This is a genomic window from Candidatus Symbiopectobacterium sp. NZEC151, from assembly GCF_025962655.1.
GTDB lineage: Bacteria > Pseudomonadota > Gammaproteobacteria > Enterobacterales > Enterobacteriaceae > Symbiopectobacterium.
In genome coordinates, this window is the sequence record NZ_JAGFPE010000007.1 from 99,478 (window position 1) to 115,784 (window position 16,307).

A 16,307-nucleotide genomic window follows, 5' to 3' on the forward strand; every position below is an offset into this window, starting at 1 on the left:
CCTCTTATTTATCATTGAATAGCGCGGAGAATAGCGTCGGGAATACAGGCCAGATACAACGCAGGCTTGCCATCCTTATCCGAGGAGAACAACACCTGTTTCTCATCGGGCGTGAAAGACGGGTGAGGATGGGTAACCTGACGATCGCCATCCAGCACCGCCCACGAACTGCTGTGTTTGGCAATTTTGTGGGTTTGTTGGTGCTTCAAATCAAAGAGGTATAAGTAGGGATCGGTGGCATCGCCGTACTTGTCATTGTCAACAATATCAATGGGCTTGCCGGAACCATCGCCAACCGCCAACTGCCCGTTGTCATTGCTCATCACATGCGAACACGGCGGCATCGCAACAATCTTTTCATCAACACCGGTGTCGGGATCAACCCGGCACAGATAGCGTACCGGGCTGTCCTTTACATAGGTGACATACATCATGGCAGAGCCATCTGGTACCCAAAATTCATGGGTATAACTTTCCCCTGGTGCCGGCAATTTGACTCGGCGAATATGGCTGCCATCTTCGTTCATCAGCCACATGCGGGTTTCTACCCGATCCAGTGGCCCTTCATGGCAAAATGCGACGGTATTATCATCATCAGGGCGGTAAATCGGGTGCCCTAACCACTGGTTCTCTTGTAATAGCGTGGTGCGCTCACCCGTTTGCAAATCGATGCGAATCACACGGCAGAGCGGATTTTCTTCATAAAATTGCTGGAATACCGTCCAGTCACTGACGGGCCGCCAGCTATCACGGTGGATTTCCACCCCCACCAACTTGGTGCAGGCGGAGTTAGCCACCCAGGTACCATAACCCACCCACTCATCCGCCACCTGATAGACGGTTTCCTCGGACAAATCCTGCAACGTAACCCGCATCAGCGCGCGTTCGCCCTTCACGTAATAGAGGTATTGCTCGTCAGGAGAAAGGAATCCGCCAAAGGTGTTATCGCCTGCCCCTTGCGTTAGCTGCGTCGCTTTGCCGCTAGCCAGCTCCAACAGGTAATAGTTGCGAAACCCATCGAATTCCGCGGCAAAAATCAGTGACCGACCTTCATCGAGAAAACATTTCTGATAAAAATAATTGCGGTGGCAGATAACGTTCGGGGGTGTCAATCGGGTCACCCGCGCGCCGGTATCCTCATCGATAGATTCATGGTACTCGAGCTGATAAACATCGCCTTTCGCCATTGCTATTGCTCCCTGTTTCGCCGTGACAGCAGCTTTCTGCCCACAGGCAATTCGTTGATAAATACCGGTTGATTACGTTGCATCGAGAGGTTTCCGCACACGCCGGTCAAAATGGACATGGCCCCGGCATGGCTGTCAGCCCGACGTTTAAGCGGATCGGGACCTGGGTTGCCAAACAGCTCTTCCAGGATCAGCGCATCACCGCCACCGTGCCCCCCTTGTCCGTAAGCCACCTCGATACGCTCCGGCGCGCCAAACATCGGATACCAAGTGATATCGCAGTCCATCAGGCTGCCTTCGTTCTTACGTTCTCCCCCGCCATTGACGTAAGAGTTCTCGACCAGCTTCATTTCCAGCCGCCCTTTGCTGCCATTAAAGGCGATGTTCAACCCTTCCCACGGCTGATAGGCGTTGAGGGAGTAGGTCAGCAGCGTTTTGTTGCGGTACTTAACCATCACCGCCAGGGTATCTTCGATGCTGATGCCGTCGCCGAACACGCTCTGATCGCGCAGGTAGCCATCTTCATGCTCCGCATTCAGGTAGAGATCCTTAAGCATCGCCCGCTCCTCCATGTGCAAAGCGAACGGATCGTTGCGCGCAGCCGGTTGGTTATGGCAGCGGGAATAGAACTCGCTCACGCCGCGCCGCTCGGCATTTTCCTTACCGTAGAACCGCAGATCGCCCTGGGCGAAGACGAACTCCGGCACCGAGTCGAGCCAGAAATTGACTAAATCGAAATGGTGGGTGGATTTATGGACCAGCAGCCCGCCGCTGTTGCGCTTGTCGCGGTGCCAACGGCGGAAATAATCAGCGCCGTGTTGGGTATTAAGCAGCCACTCGAAATGCACCGAGAAGACGTCACCGACCGTACCGTTGAGAATGAGTTCACGCAGCTTGCTGTGATGCGGCGCATAGCGATAGTTGAACGTTACCCGCAGATCGCGACCGGTACGTTCTACCGCGTCAACGATCGCCAGACAGCGTTCTTCATCGATGGTCATTGGCTTTTCCGTGATGACATCACAGCCCAACTCCATGGCGCGGATGATGTAGCGATCGTGCGTGCGATCCACGCTGGTGACGATCACGATGTCAGGACGGTGCTGCGCGATCATCGTCTCGAAATCCGCCGCTTTCCAGGTCGCCACCTTCGCATGACCCCACTTCTCCAGATTGCGATTGGCATAATCCATACGCGTCTGGTTCGTATCACAGAGCGCCACCAGACGCGCTGACTGCCTATAGGTGGTCGCAATCGCCTCCAGATACATCCCCGAACGGCCACCGGTGCCAACCAGTGCATAAGTCTTCATCTTCATCTCCCTTTTCCTACCCTCATTGACTACACCGAGATGAACCCACCTGCGATTGACTCCCCCTCCCCCCCGTTCTACTATCCGCATGCTGGTATCAGCGAGCAGGACGCGTGCAGGAGATTCGCCATGGGTAACCCGGTACCGCTGTTATTTCTCGAGGTAAACACCCCTGCCATCTGGCAGTGGGAGACGTTTACCGACGTCATGCGCCATCTCAAAACGTTCCAGTTCAATGGGCTGATCCTGCATCAGCAAACGCTGTTCGCGCTGTTGGCCAAACCCTCACCGCGGTGCCCACCCGCCACGGTGGAACATTTGCTGCTCGCTCGCAGTAATGCCCTGCACTATCTGCAAAACGTGGCGCGGTATTGCGAACAGAACCATATTCAGCTGTGGCTTCAGGGCGAGGCGACGCCAGACTGCCACGACCTGCACCGTAAATTTCCCGAGTTCTTTCTTTCCCAAGACCCACAAAACGACGCGGCGTTTCTTAACCTGTTTTTCGGCGAAACCCTGCCGGAAATCCTGAGCCATTTACCCACCGTGCGCGGCCTGCGCCTTTCGCTCACCACACCTACCGTGCACCAGACGGAGTGGGAATCAGCGCTGCAACGCCTCTACCAGGGCCTGCGTTTACGCGGCTGTCAGTTGGTACTGCGCGACTATCAGGACAAAGCGTGGCCCCGCCAGCAGTTAAAGATGGCGTTGGATGTGTTGCCTGATGATGTACGCGCTTCCGTAAAAGCGACGGAGCTGGACTATCGTCCCGGATTTGCCAACAATCCCACCCTTACTCGCCTGAGTGGCTCCCGTAAGTGGGTGGAATTCGATCTGTGGGGCATCGAATACGGCTGGACGCTGCTCCCCTGTTGCCTGTTAGACGAACTGCAAAAGCGTCTTCACTGGGCCTCCCAAACGCTCGGCGACGAACTTGAGGCGATCACTGCACGCCTCAGTTGGGAATGGCTCCCAAACAATGCGCTACTGGGCTCAGTCAACGAGCTGAATCTGTACGGCCTCTCGCGTCTGATCCGAGCGCCGTCGGTTGCACCGCAAGCGCTGTTTACCGAGTGGCTGGAAACCTACTCTCTGCGTCCTCTGTCACAGCAAGAGATTGACGATCTGTTTGCCATCTATACCTCCAGCCACGACTGGATGTGTAAAACGCCCAGCTTGCTGGGGCGACTGCTGCAACGTCATAGCCGCCCCCCGCATGACTTTGAGCAGGCGCTACAACTGCTGCATATGGACACCCGCAGCGCCAATTGGTCTCAGGCTTTTCAGCCACTGATGCCAGCGGATGATGAGGCCGTCGGTGAGCAGCAAATGCAGCTCATCATCCTGGAAAAACAGAAATCTCGTTTTCTGGCGGAATACCTGCGCGCTCAGGTGGACAAAAAATTACCCGCCATGCCGCTCACTGACGCCTTTAAACACACGCTCACCGCTAGCTGGGAACGCGCCTTCTGGTATACCCGCGCTTACAGCCACATTACCCATGCTTTTGCGCTCCGCTTGTGGATCCACAAATACGGCAATAATCCCGAAAAACACGAACAACTGCGGCAAGCGTTACACACGCTGCGTCACTTCATCACCGAGCTGGAAACCTGGTTTTCTTCGGCAGGCACACAGCACCCTTACACCTTTCACCTACTGCTCGACCCACAGCGCCTGCTTCATTTAGCAGCCAGTCTGGACTGCGACATCACCGCGCCTTGACCGTGAAATGAGCATAAGCAATTCCCTACCGGTAAAACACACAGGAACCCGACGCTCAGCATCAGGAGCGTGACTTATTGGGATAAAGTGTGCAATCACTCACATAATCAACGTTTTGTGTGTGATGACAGTCACAGGTGGGTAGAGTGGAAATGTGACAGCGGTCATTTGTTGACCAGCATGTAGTAACAAAAAAGAGCAAACGAAAAAGGGCACCCGTGGGTGCCCTTTTGAAGAGGAATGCAACAATCAGTGCATTACTTGCTGTTCTTGTCCTGCAACTGTTCAAGGCCTTCCATTTGCGGCAAACCGGTCGCCGCCGAGGAGGAGAGCAGCCCGGTCTCAACGTAGTTGAACAGTTTTTCACGCGTATCAATGATATCCAGATTACGCATCGTCAACTGACCAATACGGTCATCCGGCGAGAACACGGAGTCGCCTTTTTCCATCGTCAGACGTTCCGGCTTGTAGGTCAGGTTATTCGACACCGTATTCAGGATGGAATAGTCATTGCCGCGACGCAGTTCCAGCGTCACTTCACCCGTGACGGCACTGGCCACCCAGCGTTGCAACCCATCACGCAGCATCAGCGCTTGCGGATCGAACCAACGCCCCTGATACAGCAGACGGCCCAACTGGCGACCGTGCGCATGGTATTGCTCAATGGTGTCTTCGTTATGAATGCCGGTAACCAAACGTTCGTAGGCAATGTGCAGCAGCGCCATGCCAGGGGCTTCATAAATGCCACGGCTCTTCGCTTCGATAATACGGTTTTCGATCTGGTCGCTCATGCCCAAACCGTGACGACCGCCAATGCGGTTGGCTTCCAGCATCAGTTCCACATCATCAGCAAAGGTTTTGCCGTTCAGCGCCACCGGATAGCCGCGTTCAAAACGTACCGTGATTTCTTCTGCCGCAATCTTGACGTTCTCATCCCAGAACTTGACGCCCATGATCGGGTTAACGATCTTCACGCTGGAGTTCAGGAATTCCAAATCTTTCGCTTCGTGCGTTGCGCCCAGCATGTTGGAGTCGGTTGAGTAGGCTTTTTCGGCGGACATCTTGTAGTTGAAGCCGGACTGCACCATAAACTCGGACATCTCCTGACGGCCGCCCAGTTCATCGATAAAATCCGTATCCAACCACGGCTTATAGATTTTCAGTTCAGCATTGGTCAGCAGGCCATAGCGATAGAAACGCTCGATATCGTTACCTTTATAAGTGCTGCCGTCACCCCAGATATTCACGCCATCTTCTTTCATGGCCGCGACCAGCATGGTGCCAGTTACCGCACGGCCCAGCGGGGTGGTGTTAAAGTAGGTCAGGCCGCCCGTGGTGTTATGGAAAGCGCCACACTGAATAGCGGCAATGCCTTCGGCAACCAGCTGCTTGCGGCAGTCGATAAGACGGGCATTTTCTGCTCCGTACTCCATTGCGCGACGAGGGATCTCTTCATAGTCATCCTCATCCGGTTGTCCCAGGTTTGCGGTGTAAGCATAAGGAACCGCCCCTTTTTTACGCATCCACAGCAGTGCTGCACTGGTATCCAGGCCTCCGGAGAACGCAATGCCAATACGTTGACCTGCCGGAAGGTGCTTGAGAATCGTCGTCATAAAATAAATCCCTGCTCGATAGACTTATGGAGAGAAGCTTAACAGCCACACCACGATATGTTACGCCATGCATTGATGAGAAAAAATCAGATCGTTATGCGCGTGGCGGCACGCTCATGTACCGATACTGTTCGCCATCCAACAAATGCATATTTATGCAAAATAAGTGAGTTATAATTTAAACATCTTTTTGCCGCGACAGGAAGAGCCGAGTGAGGATTTCTGCAAAAAACCGTCAATCTCGCTACGCTGCCCTCGAATGTAACGGTATCTATGGATTTCTACCACAAAGAATATGCAATGAAGAACAGCTCGGAGAGGAAACAAACCCAGCAGGCAATTATACCGCCATTTCACTACCAATCCAGCGGCTAAAATCGATTTACGCGACGGGAAACCAAATAATAAAACAATGTTTCATTTGAAGGATAAATCTTTGTTATTCTCGGCGAACTATGGTTTCCCTTGCCTATTTGCTGGAGATGTTATGTCTAAGAAAGTCGCCGTCCTGCTGGCGCCAGGCTTTGAAGAAGCAGAGGCGGTTATGGTGATAGATATCCTGCACCGTATGAAGATCGGCGTGAAAATGCTGTCCTGCCAAGACATGCTGGAACTGCGCAGCTACCACAATATCCGCATGTTTGCTGATGCACTGTTGGAAAGAAGCATGGACGAACTGTTCGATGCTGTAGTGATCCCTGGCGGCTTGCAAGGCACGCTGAGTCTGGCAGCGAACCCGCTGGTCACCGAATTTATTCGCCGTCATGACGACGCCGGAAAGCTGATCTGCCCGATTTGTTCTGCGGCAGCGCGCGTGCTGGGCGGCAACAAGCTGCTAAAAGGCCGACGCTATGTCTGCTCCGGCGATCTCTGGAAAGATGTCACGGACGGCGTCTATGTCGATCAAAATGTGGTGGAAGATGGCAACCTGATCAGCGGCAAAGGGTTGGGCGTTGCCTTTGATTTCGCGGGCACCATTGCCTGCCGTTTGACCGGTGATGTTGAAGACACCAACTTCCAGATCGAGCATATCTATTACGATCACTGGCGCGTACCGGCATAAAAACTGCTAGCCCGGCATAATGGATGAGGCCGGGCACTTCACCGATTCACATCTTCACCGAAGCGATCGCGATACTCTTTCGGCGTCAAATCATACTCTTTCCTGAATACCGCATAAAAATAGGGTAGCGACGGGTAACCGCACATCACCGAAATCTCGTTGATCGACAATGAGGTCGACACCAACAGGTTGCGCGCACGCTCGAGTTTTTCCGCATGAATAACACCGTGAATGGTCTGCCCCATTTCATCTTTAAAGCGCTTTTCCAGATTGGAGCGCGACATGCCAACAGCATCCAGCACCTGTTCGACTTTGATACCCTTACAGGCATAGCAACGAATATAGTGCATGGCCTGAATCACTGCCGGATCGTGCACCGAACGGTAATCGGTGGAACTGCGTCCTACCACCCGCACGGGAGGAACCAAAATGCGCTGAAGGGGAATCGCCACCGGATTGTGTAACAACTGATGCAGCAATTTGGCGGCGCGGTAGCCCATCTGCCGTGTACCTTGCGCGACAGAAGAGAGCGCCACCCGAGACAGATAACGCGTCAGCTCTTCATTATCGATACCGATAACACACAGTTTTTCCGGCACTGCGATGTTCAAATATTCGCACACCTGCAACAAATGGCGGGCTCGAGCATCTGTAACGGCGATAATGCCGGTTTGTGGCGGTAAGGCTTGCACCCAGTCGGCCAGGCGATTTTGCGCGTATTGCCAGTTATCCGGCGCGGTTTCCATCCCCTGATACACCACGCCCTGATACTGCTCTGATGCGACCAGTTGACGAAAGGCATACTCACGCTCCTGCGCCCACCCTTTGCCACCCGAAGGCGGCAATCCATAAAAGGCAAAGCGATTAAGCCCTTTCTCTTTCAGATGCATAAACGCACATTGCACCAAGGCATGATTATCGGTCGCGATGTAATGCACAGGCGGATAGTCATCAGGATCGTGATAAGAGCCGCCAACCCCCACCAGTGGCACGCCGACATTCTGCAACGACTGAACAATTTCCCGATCGTCAAAATCGGCAATCACACCATCGCCCAACCAGTCTTTCACATTATCAATACGGCAGCGGAAATCCTCTTCAATAAAAATATCCCAACCGCATTGAGAGGCCTGCAAGTACTCGCCTACGCCCTCCACCACTTGCCGGTCGTAGACTTTATTGGCATTGAACAACAGCGTAATACGGTAGCGCTTTTCAAACATATTCACTGCTCCAGCCGTGGAGATGCCCTTCTCAATAGCACACCCCCACAGTGAGCAAAAATATTTTGCTGATTAATGCGAGCCGCAGCCGGTTTCCTGAAACCCGCTGACATCATGTCATCAGCGACGATCAGCCCTTGCGCTTGGTGGCCGTATCCATCCATACCGCCAACAGCAAAATGCCGCCTTTGACGATGTACTGCCAAAAGGTCGGAACATCCAGCATGCTCATTCCGTTATCTAACGAGGCCATGATAAACGCCCCCATGACCGCCCCGGCCACGCTGCCCACGCCACCGGCCAAACTGGTGCCGCCAATCACGCACGCGGCGATGGCATCCAGCTCGGCAATATTGCCGGCAGACGGTGAACCAGCCCCCAGACGCGAGCTTAAAATCAACCCGGCTACCGCCACCATCAGTCCGTTGATGGCAAAGACCGCCAGCTTGCTGCGTGCGACATTGATGCCCGACAAGCGGGCCGCCTCGATATTGCCGCCAATGGCATAAATGCGACGCCCAAACGCCGTGCGCGTTGCCATAAAGATCCCGCCCAGCATCAGCAGCGTCAAAATCAGCACCGGCGTTGGCACACCACGATAGTCATTCAGCAGATAAATGGCACCCAGCACCAGCACGGCCATCACTGCCATACGCCCGATATCACTGGCCGGACGCGTTACGCCGAGCCCCAGATTGGCCCGCTTTTGCCGCCGACGCCATTGCCAGGCAACAAATGTCAGTAGCCCTGCCACCCCAAGCGTAAACCCCACGCCCGCTGGCAGATAGCTTTGGCCAATCTGCGCCATGGCGCTACTGGTTGGAGAGACGGTGGTACCGTTGGTAATGCCGATGAGAATACCGCGAAACGCCAGCATTCCCGCCAAGGTGACAATAAAAGAGGGCACTTTACGGTACGCCACCCACCAGCCGTTCCAGGCACCCAACAGCAGCCCCAGAAACAGTGTCACCACAATCGTCAGCGGCAGAGGCCATCCGAACCACACGTCAAAGATGGCGGCCAACCCTCCCAGCAACCCCATCATGGAGCCCACCGAGAGATCAATCTCGGCCGAGACGATGACAAACACCATACCGACCGCCAGAATGCCGGTGATGGCCGTCTGGCGCAGCAGGTTAGAGACATTACGCGCGCTGAGATAAGAGCCATCGGTCATCAACGTGAAAAACAGCATAATCGCGATGATGGCGGCAATCATCACAAACACCTGAAGATTCACCTGCTTGAACCAGCGCACGGCCTCACCCGCTTGTGCCGGTTGTTTGGGTGCCAGAGTATCGGCAGAGGCATTAGACGGTGGCGTTTTCAACATGTTGTTCACTCCTCAGCGCGGCTTCCATAACCTGCTCTTGTGTCAAATCGCGATTAACCAAATCCGCTTTTATGCGACCTTCATGCATCACCAGGATACGATCGCTCAGCCCCAGCACCTCGGGCAGCTCGGATGAAATGACGATAATCGCCATCCCCTCTTTGGCTAACTGATTAATAAGTTTATATATTTCATATTTGGCACCGATATCGATACCGCGCGTAGGCTCATCGAGGATCAAAATATCGGGGTTTAACAACAGGCATTTTGCCAACACCGCTTTTTGCTGATTCCCGCCGCTCAGGCGGGCAATGGCTAAATCCTGGCTGGCCGTTTTTACTTTCAGATGGGCAATCGAATGGCGAATCACATCCTGCTCGCGCGCGTCATCCAGTGAAGAAAACAGTCCGGAAAAACGATCGAGCGCTGCCAGCGTGATGTTTTGCGCCACGCTCATCACCGGAACAATGCCATCCTTTTTGCGATCCTCCGGCACCATCGCGATACCCAGCGCCATCGCCTGCTGACAGTCATTGATCACCACCGGCTGCCCCTTCAGCACAATCTCGCCCTGCCAGGGTCCACGGTAAGCGCCAAACAGGCATTGCACCGTTTCGCTCCGGCCGGAGCCAACCAGTCCCGCCACGCCCAGAATTTCACCCCGACGCAGCGCGAAGGAAACATCATTGACGCGACGAATATGGCGATTAACCGGATGCCAGGCCGTCAGGTGCTCGACGCGCAGGATCTCCTCACCAATGTCATGGGCCTCAGAAGGGTAAAGTTCGGTTAGCTCACGCCCCACCATCATGGCGATGATCTGATCTTCGCTAAGCGAGCTGGCAGGGTGGGTGCCAATGTGCTTGCCATCGCGAATCACGCAGATGATGTCCGAAATGGCTTTGACTTCATTCAGCTTGTGGGAAATGTAGATACAGGCGATACCGTGATTGCGCAAATCACGAATGATATCCAGCAAAATCGCGGTTTCGCGCTCAGTCAGTGAGGCGGTGGGTTCATCCAACACCAGCAACCGCACCTGTTTGTTGAGCGCCTTGGCAATCTCCACCAGTTGTTGCTGGCCCAGGCCAAGTTCACCGACTCGGGTATGAGGATCGACTTCAAGTTTGACGCGCGCCAGCATGGTCTGGCAGCGTAAATACATCGCGTCACTGTCCAATACGCCGCGTGTCGTCCACTCATTGCCCAGGAAGACGTTCTCCAACACGCTCATCTCTTTGACCAGCGCCAGTTCCTGATGAATGATGGCGATACCCTTCTGCTCGGTCTCACGAATATGGTTGGCATGCAGCGGATCGCCAGCGAAGACGATATCTCCGTCATAGCTGCCGAAGGGATAAATGGCACACAGCACTTTCATCAGCGTCGATTTGCCCGAACCATTCTCGCCGCACAGCGATAATACTTGTCCGGCTTCGAGCGCCAGGCTGACGTTATCCACCGCCTTTACGCTGCCAAACACCTTGGTGATGTTTTTCATTTCCAACAAGAACGGCATTCTCGCCTCCATCGTTCACTCGCCGCACACCCGATAACGCAGCCAACCCAAGCCCCGGCGTCAGAAGACGCCGGGGCCAGTGACTCACTTCAGATCTGCGGCTTTATGGAACCCATCGGCAATCACGGTGGTTTCAATGTTGGATTTATCGACCGGCACCGGCTCTAACAAATACGACGGCACCGCTTTCAGTCCATTCTCCAGAGAAGCGTTGGATTTGGGGGCTTTACCTGCCCCTAATGCGACGGCAATATCAGCGGCTTCCGTCGCCAGTTTGGTGATCGGCTTGTACACTGTCATGGTTTGCGTGCCAGCAATAATGCGTTTTATCGCTGCCAAATCCGCATCCTGTCCGGAAATCGCCACCTTGCCCGCCAAACCTTGTGCGGCCAGTGCCTGAATCGCACCGCCCGCCGTGGCATCATTGGAGGCGACGACAGCCTGAATATTGTTATTGTTCGCCGTTAGCGCATTTTCCATAATTTTCAAGGCATTTTCTGGCAACCAGGCATCGACCCATTGATCGCCAACGACTTTTATTTTTCCGGCGTCAATCAAGGGTTTTAATATGTTCATTTGCCCTTTACGGAACAATTTTGCATTATTGTCCACCGGCGAACCGCCCATCAGGAAATAATTTCCTTGTGGCACTTTGTCAATCAGGTATTTTGCCTGTAACTCCCCTACTTTTTCATTATCAAACGAGATATAAAAATCCACATCCGCGTTGTTGATCATGCGGTCATAGGCTAACACCTTGATACCTTCGCGTTTTGCTTCTGCAATCACATTGCTAAGTACCTGACCGTTATATGGAATAATAACCAGGACATCAACACCACGATTTATCATGTTTTCTATTTGAGAAATCTGGGTTTCCTCATTGCCGTTCGAGGACTGAACGAACACCGTTGCCCCTTGCGCTTGCGCCTTGGCAACAAAGAGATCGCGATCTTTCTGCCAGCGTTCCAAACGCAAGTCATCGATTGCCATACCAATTTTTACCTCTTTGGCAAATCCGGCATGGCTTATTAACGCAAGTGCGGCACAGGCTGACAGTAAAAAGTGTTTAACTTTCATCATGAGTACCTTTCTTTTTTAACGTTTAACGTGCAGGAAAGAAACGCTACCAAGCAGAAAAAGTGTTGCTGGTAACTGGCGCAGCTTCAATTACAGATTTTCACCAAGCAATTATGTTTTTTGGTTTAATCGTAATTTTATGAAGCCGGTCATATTTTATTGTTATCGTCCTCAACCTTTCCTCATTATTCATGAATGCGCATTCAGAATATTTTTCTCCGTTATTTTTGCGATCGACTGCACACTTAATAATTATCTGAACGCAAGAGTGAAATAACATAATTGAGCAAACGGCTATCCCCTCCGAAGATGAATAAAAATGACCGCTTATCCGCTGAATGACTTTCTTGAGGAGTTCTCCATGCCAACCTATTTTGAACAAATTGAACGTGTTCGTTATGAAGGCCGCGGCACGACAAATCCCTTCGCTTTCCGCCATTACAACCCCGATCAGGAAATTTTGGGGAAACGGATGTCAGAGCATCTGCGTTTCGCCGTCGCCTACTGGCACACCTTCTGCTGGAACGGTGCCGATATGTTTGGCGTCGGCTCGTTTGAGCGCCCCTGGCAAGCGTCAGGGGATCCCCTGGGATTGGCAAAGCAAAAAGCGGATATTGCGTTTGAGTTCTTCCAAAAACTCAACGTGCCTTACTACTGCTTCCACGATGTGGATATCGCACCAGAAGGCAGCTCATTGAATGACTATCTGTATAATTTCCAAACTATTGTCGACAAATTTGCCGAAAAGCAGCAGCAAACGGGAGTAAAACTGCTCTGGGGAACCGCCAACTGCTTTACACACCCTCGCTATGCTGCCGGTGCCGCCACCAACCCGGACCCTGAAATTTTTGCCTGGGCCGCTACCCAGGTCTTTTCTGCCATGAATGCCACTCAGAAGCTCGGGGGAGAAAACTACGTGCTATGGGGCGGGCGCGAAGGGTATGAAACCTTGCTCAATACAGATTTGCGTCAGGAACGGGAACAGATCGGCCGCTTTATGCAGATGGTGGTCGAGCATAAGCATAAAATCGGTTTTCAGGGCACGCTGCTTATCGAACCGAAACCGCAGGAACCCACCAAGCATCAGTACGATTACGATGTGGCAACCGTGTATGGTTTCCTGAAACAGTTCGGTTTAGAGAAAGAGATCAAGGTTAATATTGAAGCAAATCACGCGACGCTGGCAGGGCACACGTTCCACCATGAAATCGCCACCGCCATCGCGCTGGGGATTTTTGGTTCGGTCGATGCCAACCGTGGCGACCCGCAGCTGGGTTGGGATACCGATCAGTTCCCGAACAGCGTGGAAGAGAATGCCTTGATCATGTATGAGATCCTCAAAGCGGGTGGTTTTACCACCGGTGGACTGAATTTTGACGCCAAAGTGCGTCGCCAAAGCACGGACCGCTACGATCTGTTCCACGCCCATATCGGTGCCATGGATACGCTGGCCTTGTCGCTAAAAGTCGCCGCCCGGATGCTGGAAGATGACAAACTGAACCAATGGGTTGCCAAACGCTATGCGGGCTGGAACGGCGAACTCGGACAGCAAATCCTGCAAGGTAAACTGTCCCTTGAACAACTGGCGAAACACGTTCACGCAAAACAGCTCGCCCCGAAACACCAAAGCGGGCATCAGGAGATGTTGGAGAATTTGATCAACGACTACCTCTATCAGTAACGGCCACAAGGCGCCTGTTCCCACGGGTATTGCGCGGGTTCGTGGGAACAGTGCGGTGGGAATTACAGCAGTATAGGCAGATATCTCAACAAGGAACTCACATTATGTATATGGGTATCGATCTCGGCACATCGGGCGTAAAGACCCTCCTGCTGAATGAGGAGGGCAGCGTCATTGCCGCGCAAAGCGCACCGTTAACGGTATCCCGCCCACATCTGCTGTGGTCTGAGCAATCTCCCGAAGCGTGGTGGGAGGCAACCGATGCCACGGTGCAGGCACTGGCAACACAGCACGATTTACATGCCGTTAAGGCTATCGGCCTGACAGGGCAAATGCATGGCGCTACCCTGCTGGATAAACAGCATCGGGTGTTGCGCCCCGCGATGCTGTGGAACGATGGACGCAGTGCCGCCCAGTGCAACACGTTGGAACAACAGGTGCCGGACTCGCGTCAGATTACCGGCAATCTGATGATGCCGGGCTTTACTGCCCCCAAACTGAAATGGGTTCAGGAACACGAGCCCGCGTGTTTTCGACAAATTGACAAGGTTCTGTTACCCAAAGACTACCTGCGCTGGCGTATGACGGGTGAATTTGCCAGCGACATGTCGGATGCCGCCGGTACCCTGTGGCTGGATGTCGGTAAACGGGACTGGAGTGATGCGTTGCTCGCCGCCTGTTCGCTCGATCGCACGGCAATGCCTGGCTTGTTTGAAGGCAATCAGATAACCGGCTACCTTTCTGACGCACTGGCACAGCGTTGGAACATGAATAGCGTCCCGGTGGTTGCCGGTGGCGGCGATAATGCAGCAGGCGCCGTCGGGGTAGGCCTGTGGCAAGCAGGGCAAGCCATGCTGTCACTGGGAACATCCGGCGTCTATTTTGCCGTCAGCGATGGTTTTCTCAGCAACCCGCAGCACGCGGTGCACAGTTTCTGTCATGCCTTGCCGGGCACCTGGCATTTGATGTCGGTGATGTTGAGCGCGGCATCGTGTCTGGATTGGGCCGCCCGGCTGACCCATGCCGAAAGCGTGCCGCAATTACTGGAAGAAGCGGCGCAGGCCGCCGTCAACGTACCGCCCGTCTGGTTCCTCCCCTACCTTTCAGGCGAGCGCACCCCGCACAATAACCCGCAGGCAAAAGGCGCATTTTGGGGGTTAACCCACCAGCATGGCCGGGCAGAGCTGGCGCGCGCCGTGCTGGAAGGCGTTGGGTTCGCGCTTGCCGATGGCATGGACGTGCTGCATATGACCGGACTGCGCCCCACCAGCATCACTTTGATTGGCGGTGGCGCACGCAGCGCGTACTGGCGTCAAATGCTGGCAGATATCAGCGGACAAACGCTGGAATACCGCACCGGCGGCGATGTCGGACCCGCATTGGGGGCGGCACGGCTGGCACAAAGCGCGGTGAATCCCGCTATCTCGCTGGCCGACCTGTTGCCACCGCTGCCCCTGGAACAGGTTCACCAGCCTGATGCCACGCAGCACGCCCGCTATGCGCAGCAACGAGAAACGTTTCGTATGCTCTACCAGCAGTTGCGCCCGTTGATGAGCGATACGAATTAACTGACCCAACGCCGGATGTCGCAACGCTGCACCAGCAGGGAGAGCAACATGCTGCACACCACCGCGCAGAGAAAAACGTAAAAGATATCCAGTATCGGCCAACCGTTCAGGGCCAGATCGCGGGTGCGAATAAAATGAATAATCAGGGCATGGAAGCCATAAATAGCCAGAGAATGGCGGGAGATAAACGAAAATCCGGGCAACGGCACGCTCAGTACTGATGTTTTGAACAAGATCATCAGACACACCGCCGCCATAAACACCAACGGGTTGGCGTAGAGGTAAAAAGTTTGGGTAAAGTTGTCGTTGGCTAACGTCTGCTGCGAGGTGCCCATCGCAATCAGCAGCACGGAGACGACAAACAACGGTGCCGCTGCCAGCGTGACCCAACGCGCGGGCGTCAACGTCCCCAGCGCACGCCCCACCACCGCATACAGCAGGTAGTAAAACGTGTCGCCCACAATATACAGATTGACCGGTAACAACGGGGTATGCCCTATGGTCAGTTCAGGCGTATTGGGGTTGGCAACAACGGCCAGCATCAGCACCACTACGGCAAGATAACGCCCAGATACCGGGGGAACCCGTATCAGCGGCGATAGCAGATAGATAACCAGAATGGCATAGAAAAACCACAGGTGATAAAAAACCGGCTTTTGCCAGAACAACCGCAGCGCGTTGCCGGCATGAATCGGTGTCAGCAGCGCCATATACGCCAAGGCCACCGCGCTGTAAAACAGCAGACAGAAGCCAATACGCAGCAGGTGCTTTTTTTCTGCCCGGCGTTCGCCAAAAAACAGATAGCCGGAAATCATAAAGAACAGCGGAACACCCACCCGGCACGCGGAGTTTAGCAAGTTTGCCACATCCCAATGGTGCTCGCCCGGCATGCCTGCCGCCGTAATGTAATAGGTGGTGCTGTGGATCAACACCACCATCAGGCAGGCGACGGCGCGTAGGTTATCCACCCAGCCTAACTTGTCCGACATGAGGCTCCCCTTT

12 protein-coding genes are annotated in these 16,307 nt (G+C 53.9%); 4 read left to right on the top strand and 8 right to left on the bottom strand.

Annotated features, from left to right (window positions below; translation table 11 throughout):
* Window positions 1-11: 11 nt before the first annotated feature.
* Window positions 12-1,187 carry an oligogalacturonate lyase family protein gene (locus J5067_RS18885; RefSeq protein WP_264651764.1) on the bottom strand — a complete coding sequence of 392 codons (1,176 nt, stop codon included), beginning with the start codon at window positions 1,185-1,187 and terminating at the stop codon, window positions 12-14.
* Between the two features lie 2 nt (window positions 1,188-1,189).
* The gene (locus tag J5067_RS18890; protein ID WP_264645434.1) at window positions 1,190-2,500 is read right to left on the bottom strand and encodes a Gfo/Idh/MocA family protein; all 1,311 of its coding nucleotides are present in this window, start codon (window positions 2,498-2,500) and stop codon (window positions 1,190-1,192) included.
* A gap of 129 nt (window positions 2,501-2,629) precedes the next feature.
* Between J5067_RS18890 and J5067_RS18895 the strand changes: the two genes are divergently transcribed.
* The gene (locus tag J5067_RS18895; RefSeq protein WP_264645433.1) at window positions 2,630-4,225 is read left to right on the top strand and encodes a hypothetical protein; all 1,596 of its coding nucleotides are present in this window, start codon (window positions 2,630-2,632) and stop codon (window positions 4,223-4,225) included.
* A 257-nt stretch (window positions 4,226-4,482) separates the two neighbouring features.
* Here J5067_RS18895 and argG read toward each other — a convergent pair whose 3' ends face one another.
* Window positions 4,483-5,838: an argininosuccinate synthase gene (gene argG, locus J5067_RS18900; RefSeq protein ID WP_264645432.1), complete on the bottom strand. Its 1,356-nt coding sequence runs from the start codon at window positions 5,836-5,838 to the stop codon at window positions 4,483-4,485.
* Window positions 5,839-6,325: 487 nt separating this feature from the next.
* Here argG and J5067_RS18905 point away from each other — a divergent pair, with 487 nt between their 5' ends.
* On the top strand, window positions 6,326-6,901 hold the full coding sequence (locus J5067_RS18905; RefSeq protein WP_264645431.1) for a DJ-1/PfpI family protein: 576 nt from the start codon (window positions 6,326-6,328) through the stop codon (window positions 6,899-6,901).
* A 38-nt stretch (window positions 6,902-6,939) separates the two neighbouring features.
* Here J5067_RS18905 and xylR read toward each other — a convergent pair whose 3' ends face one another.
* From xylR to xylF, 4 genes are all read right to left on the bottom strand, one after another.
* Window positions 6,940-8,124 (bottom strand): D-xylose utilization transcriptional activator XylR, encoded by a 1,185-nt coding sequence (xylR, locus tag J5067_RS18910; RefSeq protein ID WP_264645430.1) that lies wholly within the window; start codon window positions 8,122-8,124, stop codon window positions 6,940-6,942.
* 130 nt (window positions 8,125-8,254) lie between these two features.
* Window positions 8,255-9,457 (bottom strand): xylose ABC transporter permease XylH, encoded by a 1,203-nt coding sequence (xylH, locus tag J5067_RS18915; RefSeq protein ID WP_264651765.1) that lies wholly within the window; start codon window positions 9,455-9,457, stop codon window positions 8,255-8,257.
* A complete protein-coding gene (locus J5067_RS18920; protein ID WP_264645428.1) occupies window positions 9,435-10,976 on the bottom strand; it encodes a xylose ABC transporter ATP-binding protein in 1,542 nt (513 codons plus the stop codon). The genes xylH and J5067_RS18920 overlap by 23 nt, the downstream gene beginning before the upstream one ends.
* A gap of 84 nt (window positions 10,977-11,060) precedes the next feature.
* Window positions 11,061-12,056: a D-xylose ABC transporter substrate-binding protein gene (gene xylF / locus J5067_RS18925; RefSeq protein ID WP_264645520.1), complete on the bottom strand. Its 996-nt coding sequence runs from the start codon at window positions 12,054-12,056 to the stop codon at window positions 11,061-11,063.
* 361 nt (window positions 12,057-12,417) lie between these two features.
* On the opposite strand from xylF, the gene xylA reads away from it, so the two are divergent.
* Both xylA and xylB read left to right on the top strand, forming a co-directional pair.
* Entirely contained in the window at window positions 12,418-13,737 is a 1,320-nt protein-coding gene (xylA, locus tag J5067_RS18930; protein WP_264645519.1) for a xylose isomerase, read from the top strand.
* A 104-nt stretch (window positions 13,738-13,841) separates the two neighbouring features.
* On the top strand, window positions 13,842-15,305 hold the full coding sequence (gene xylB / locus J5067_RS18935) for a xylulokinase (RefSeq protein WP_264645427.1): 1,464 nt from the start codon (window positions 13,842-13,844) through the stop codon (window positions 15,303-15,305).
* Here xylB and J5067_RS18940 read toward each other — a convergent pair.
* Window positions 15,302-16,294, bottom strand: a complete 993-nt coding sequence (locus J5067_RS18940) for an acyltransferase (RefSeq protein WP_264651766.1) — start codon at window positions 16,292-16,294, stop codon at window positions 15,302-15,304. The genes xylB and J5067_RS18940 overlap by 4 nt on opposite strands.
* Window positions 16,295-16,307 lie beyond the last annotated feature (13 nt).

What these genes read in the sequence shown, in the direction of transcription:
- xylR (WP_264645430.1), bottom strand. Translation starts at nt 8,124, where the DNA reads ATGTTTGAAAAGCGCTACCGTATTACGCTGTTGTTCAATGCCAATAAA.
- xylB (WP_264645427.1), top strand. Translation starts at nt 13,842, where the DNA reads ATGTATATGGGTATCGATCTCGGCACATCGGGCGTAAAGACCCTCCTG.
- J5067_RS18920 (WP_264645428.1), bottom strand. Translation starts at nt 10,976, where the DNA reads ATGCCGTTCTTGTTGGAAATGAAAAACATCACCAAGGTGTTTGGCAGC.
- J5067_RS18940 (WP_264651766.1), bottom strand. Translation starts at nt 16,294, where the DNA reads ATGTCGGACAAGTTAGGCTGGGTGGATAACCTACGCGCCGTCGCCTGC.
- J5067_RS18895 (WP_264645433.1), top strand. Translation starts at nt 2,630, where the DNA reads ATGGGTAACCCGGTACCGCTGTTATTTCTCGAGGTAAACACCCCTGCC.
- J5067_RS18890 (WP_264645434.1), bottom strand. Translation starts at nt 2,500, where the DNA reads ATGAAGACTTATGCACTGGTTGGCACCGGTGGCCGTTCGGGGATGTAT.
- J5067_RS18885 (WP_264651764.1), bottom strand. Translation starts at nt 1,187, where the DNA reads ATGGCGAAAGGCGATGTTTATCAGCTCGAGTACCATGAATCTATCGAT.
- xylH (WP_264651765.1), bottom strand. Translation starts at nt 9,457, where the DNA reads ATGTTGAAAACGCCACCGTCTAATGCCTCTGCCGATACTCTGGCACCC.
- xylF (WP_264645520.1), bottom strand. Translation starts at nt 12,056, where the DNA reads ATGAAAGTTAAACACTTTTTACTGTCAGCCTGTGCCGCACTTGCGTTA.
- J5067_RS18905 (WP_264645431.1), top strand. Translation starts at nt 6,326, where the DNA reads ATGTCTAAGAAAGTCGCCGTCCTGCTGGCGCCAGGCTTTGAAGAAGCA.
- xylA (WP_264645519.1), top strand. Translation starts at nt 12,418, where the DNA reads ATGCCAACCTATTTTGAACAAATTGAACGTGTTCGTTATGAAGGCCGC.
- argG (WP_264645432.1), bottom strand. Translation starts at nt 5,838, where the DNA reads ATGACGACGATTCTCAAGCACCTTCCGGCAGGTCAACGTATTGGCATT.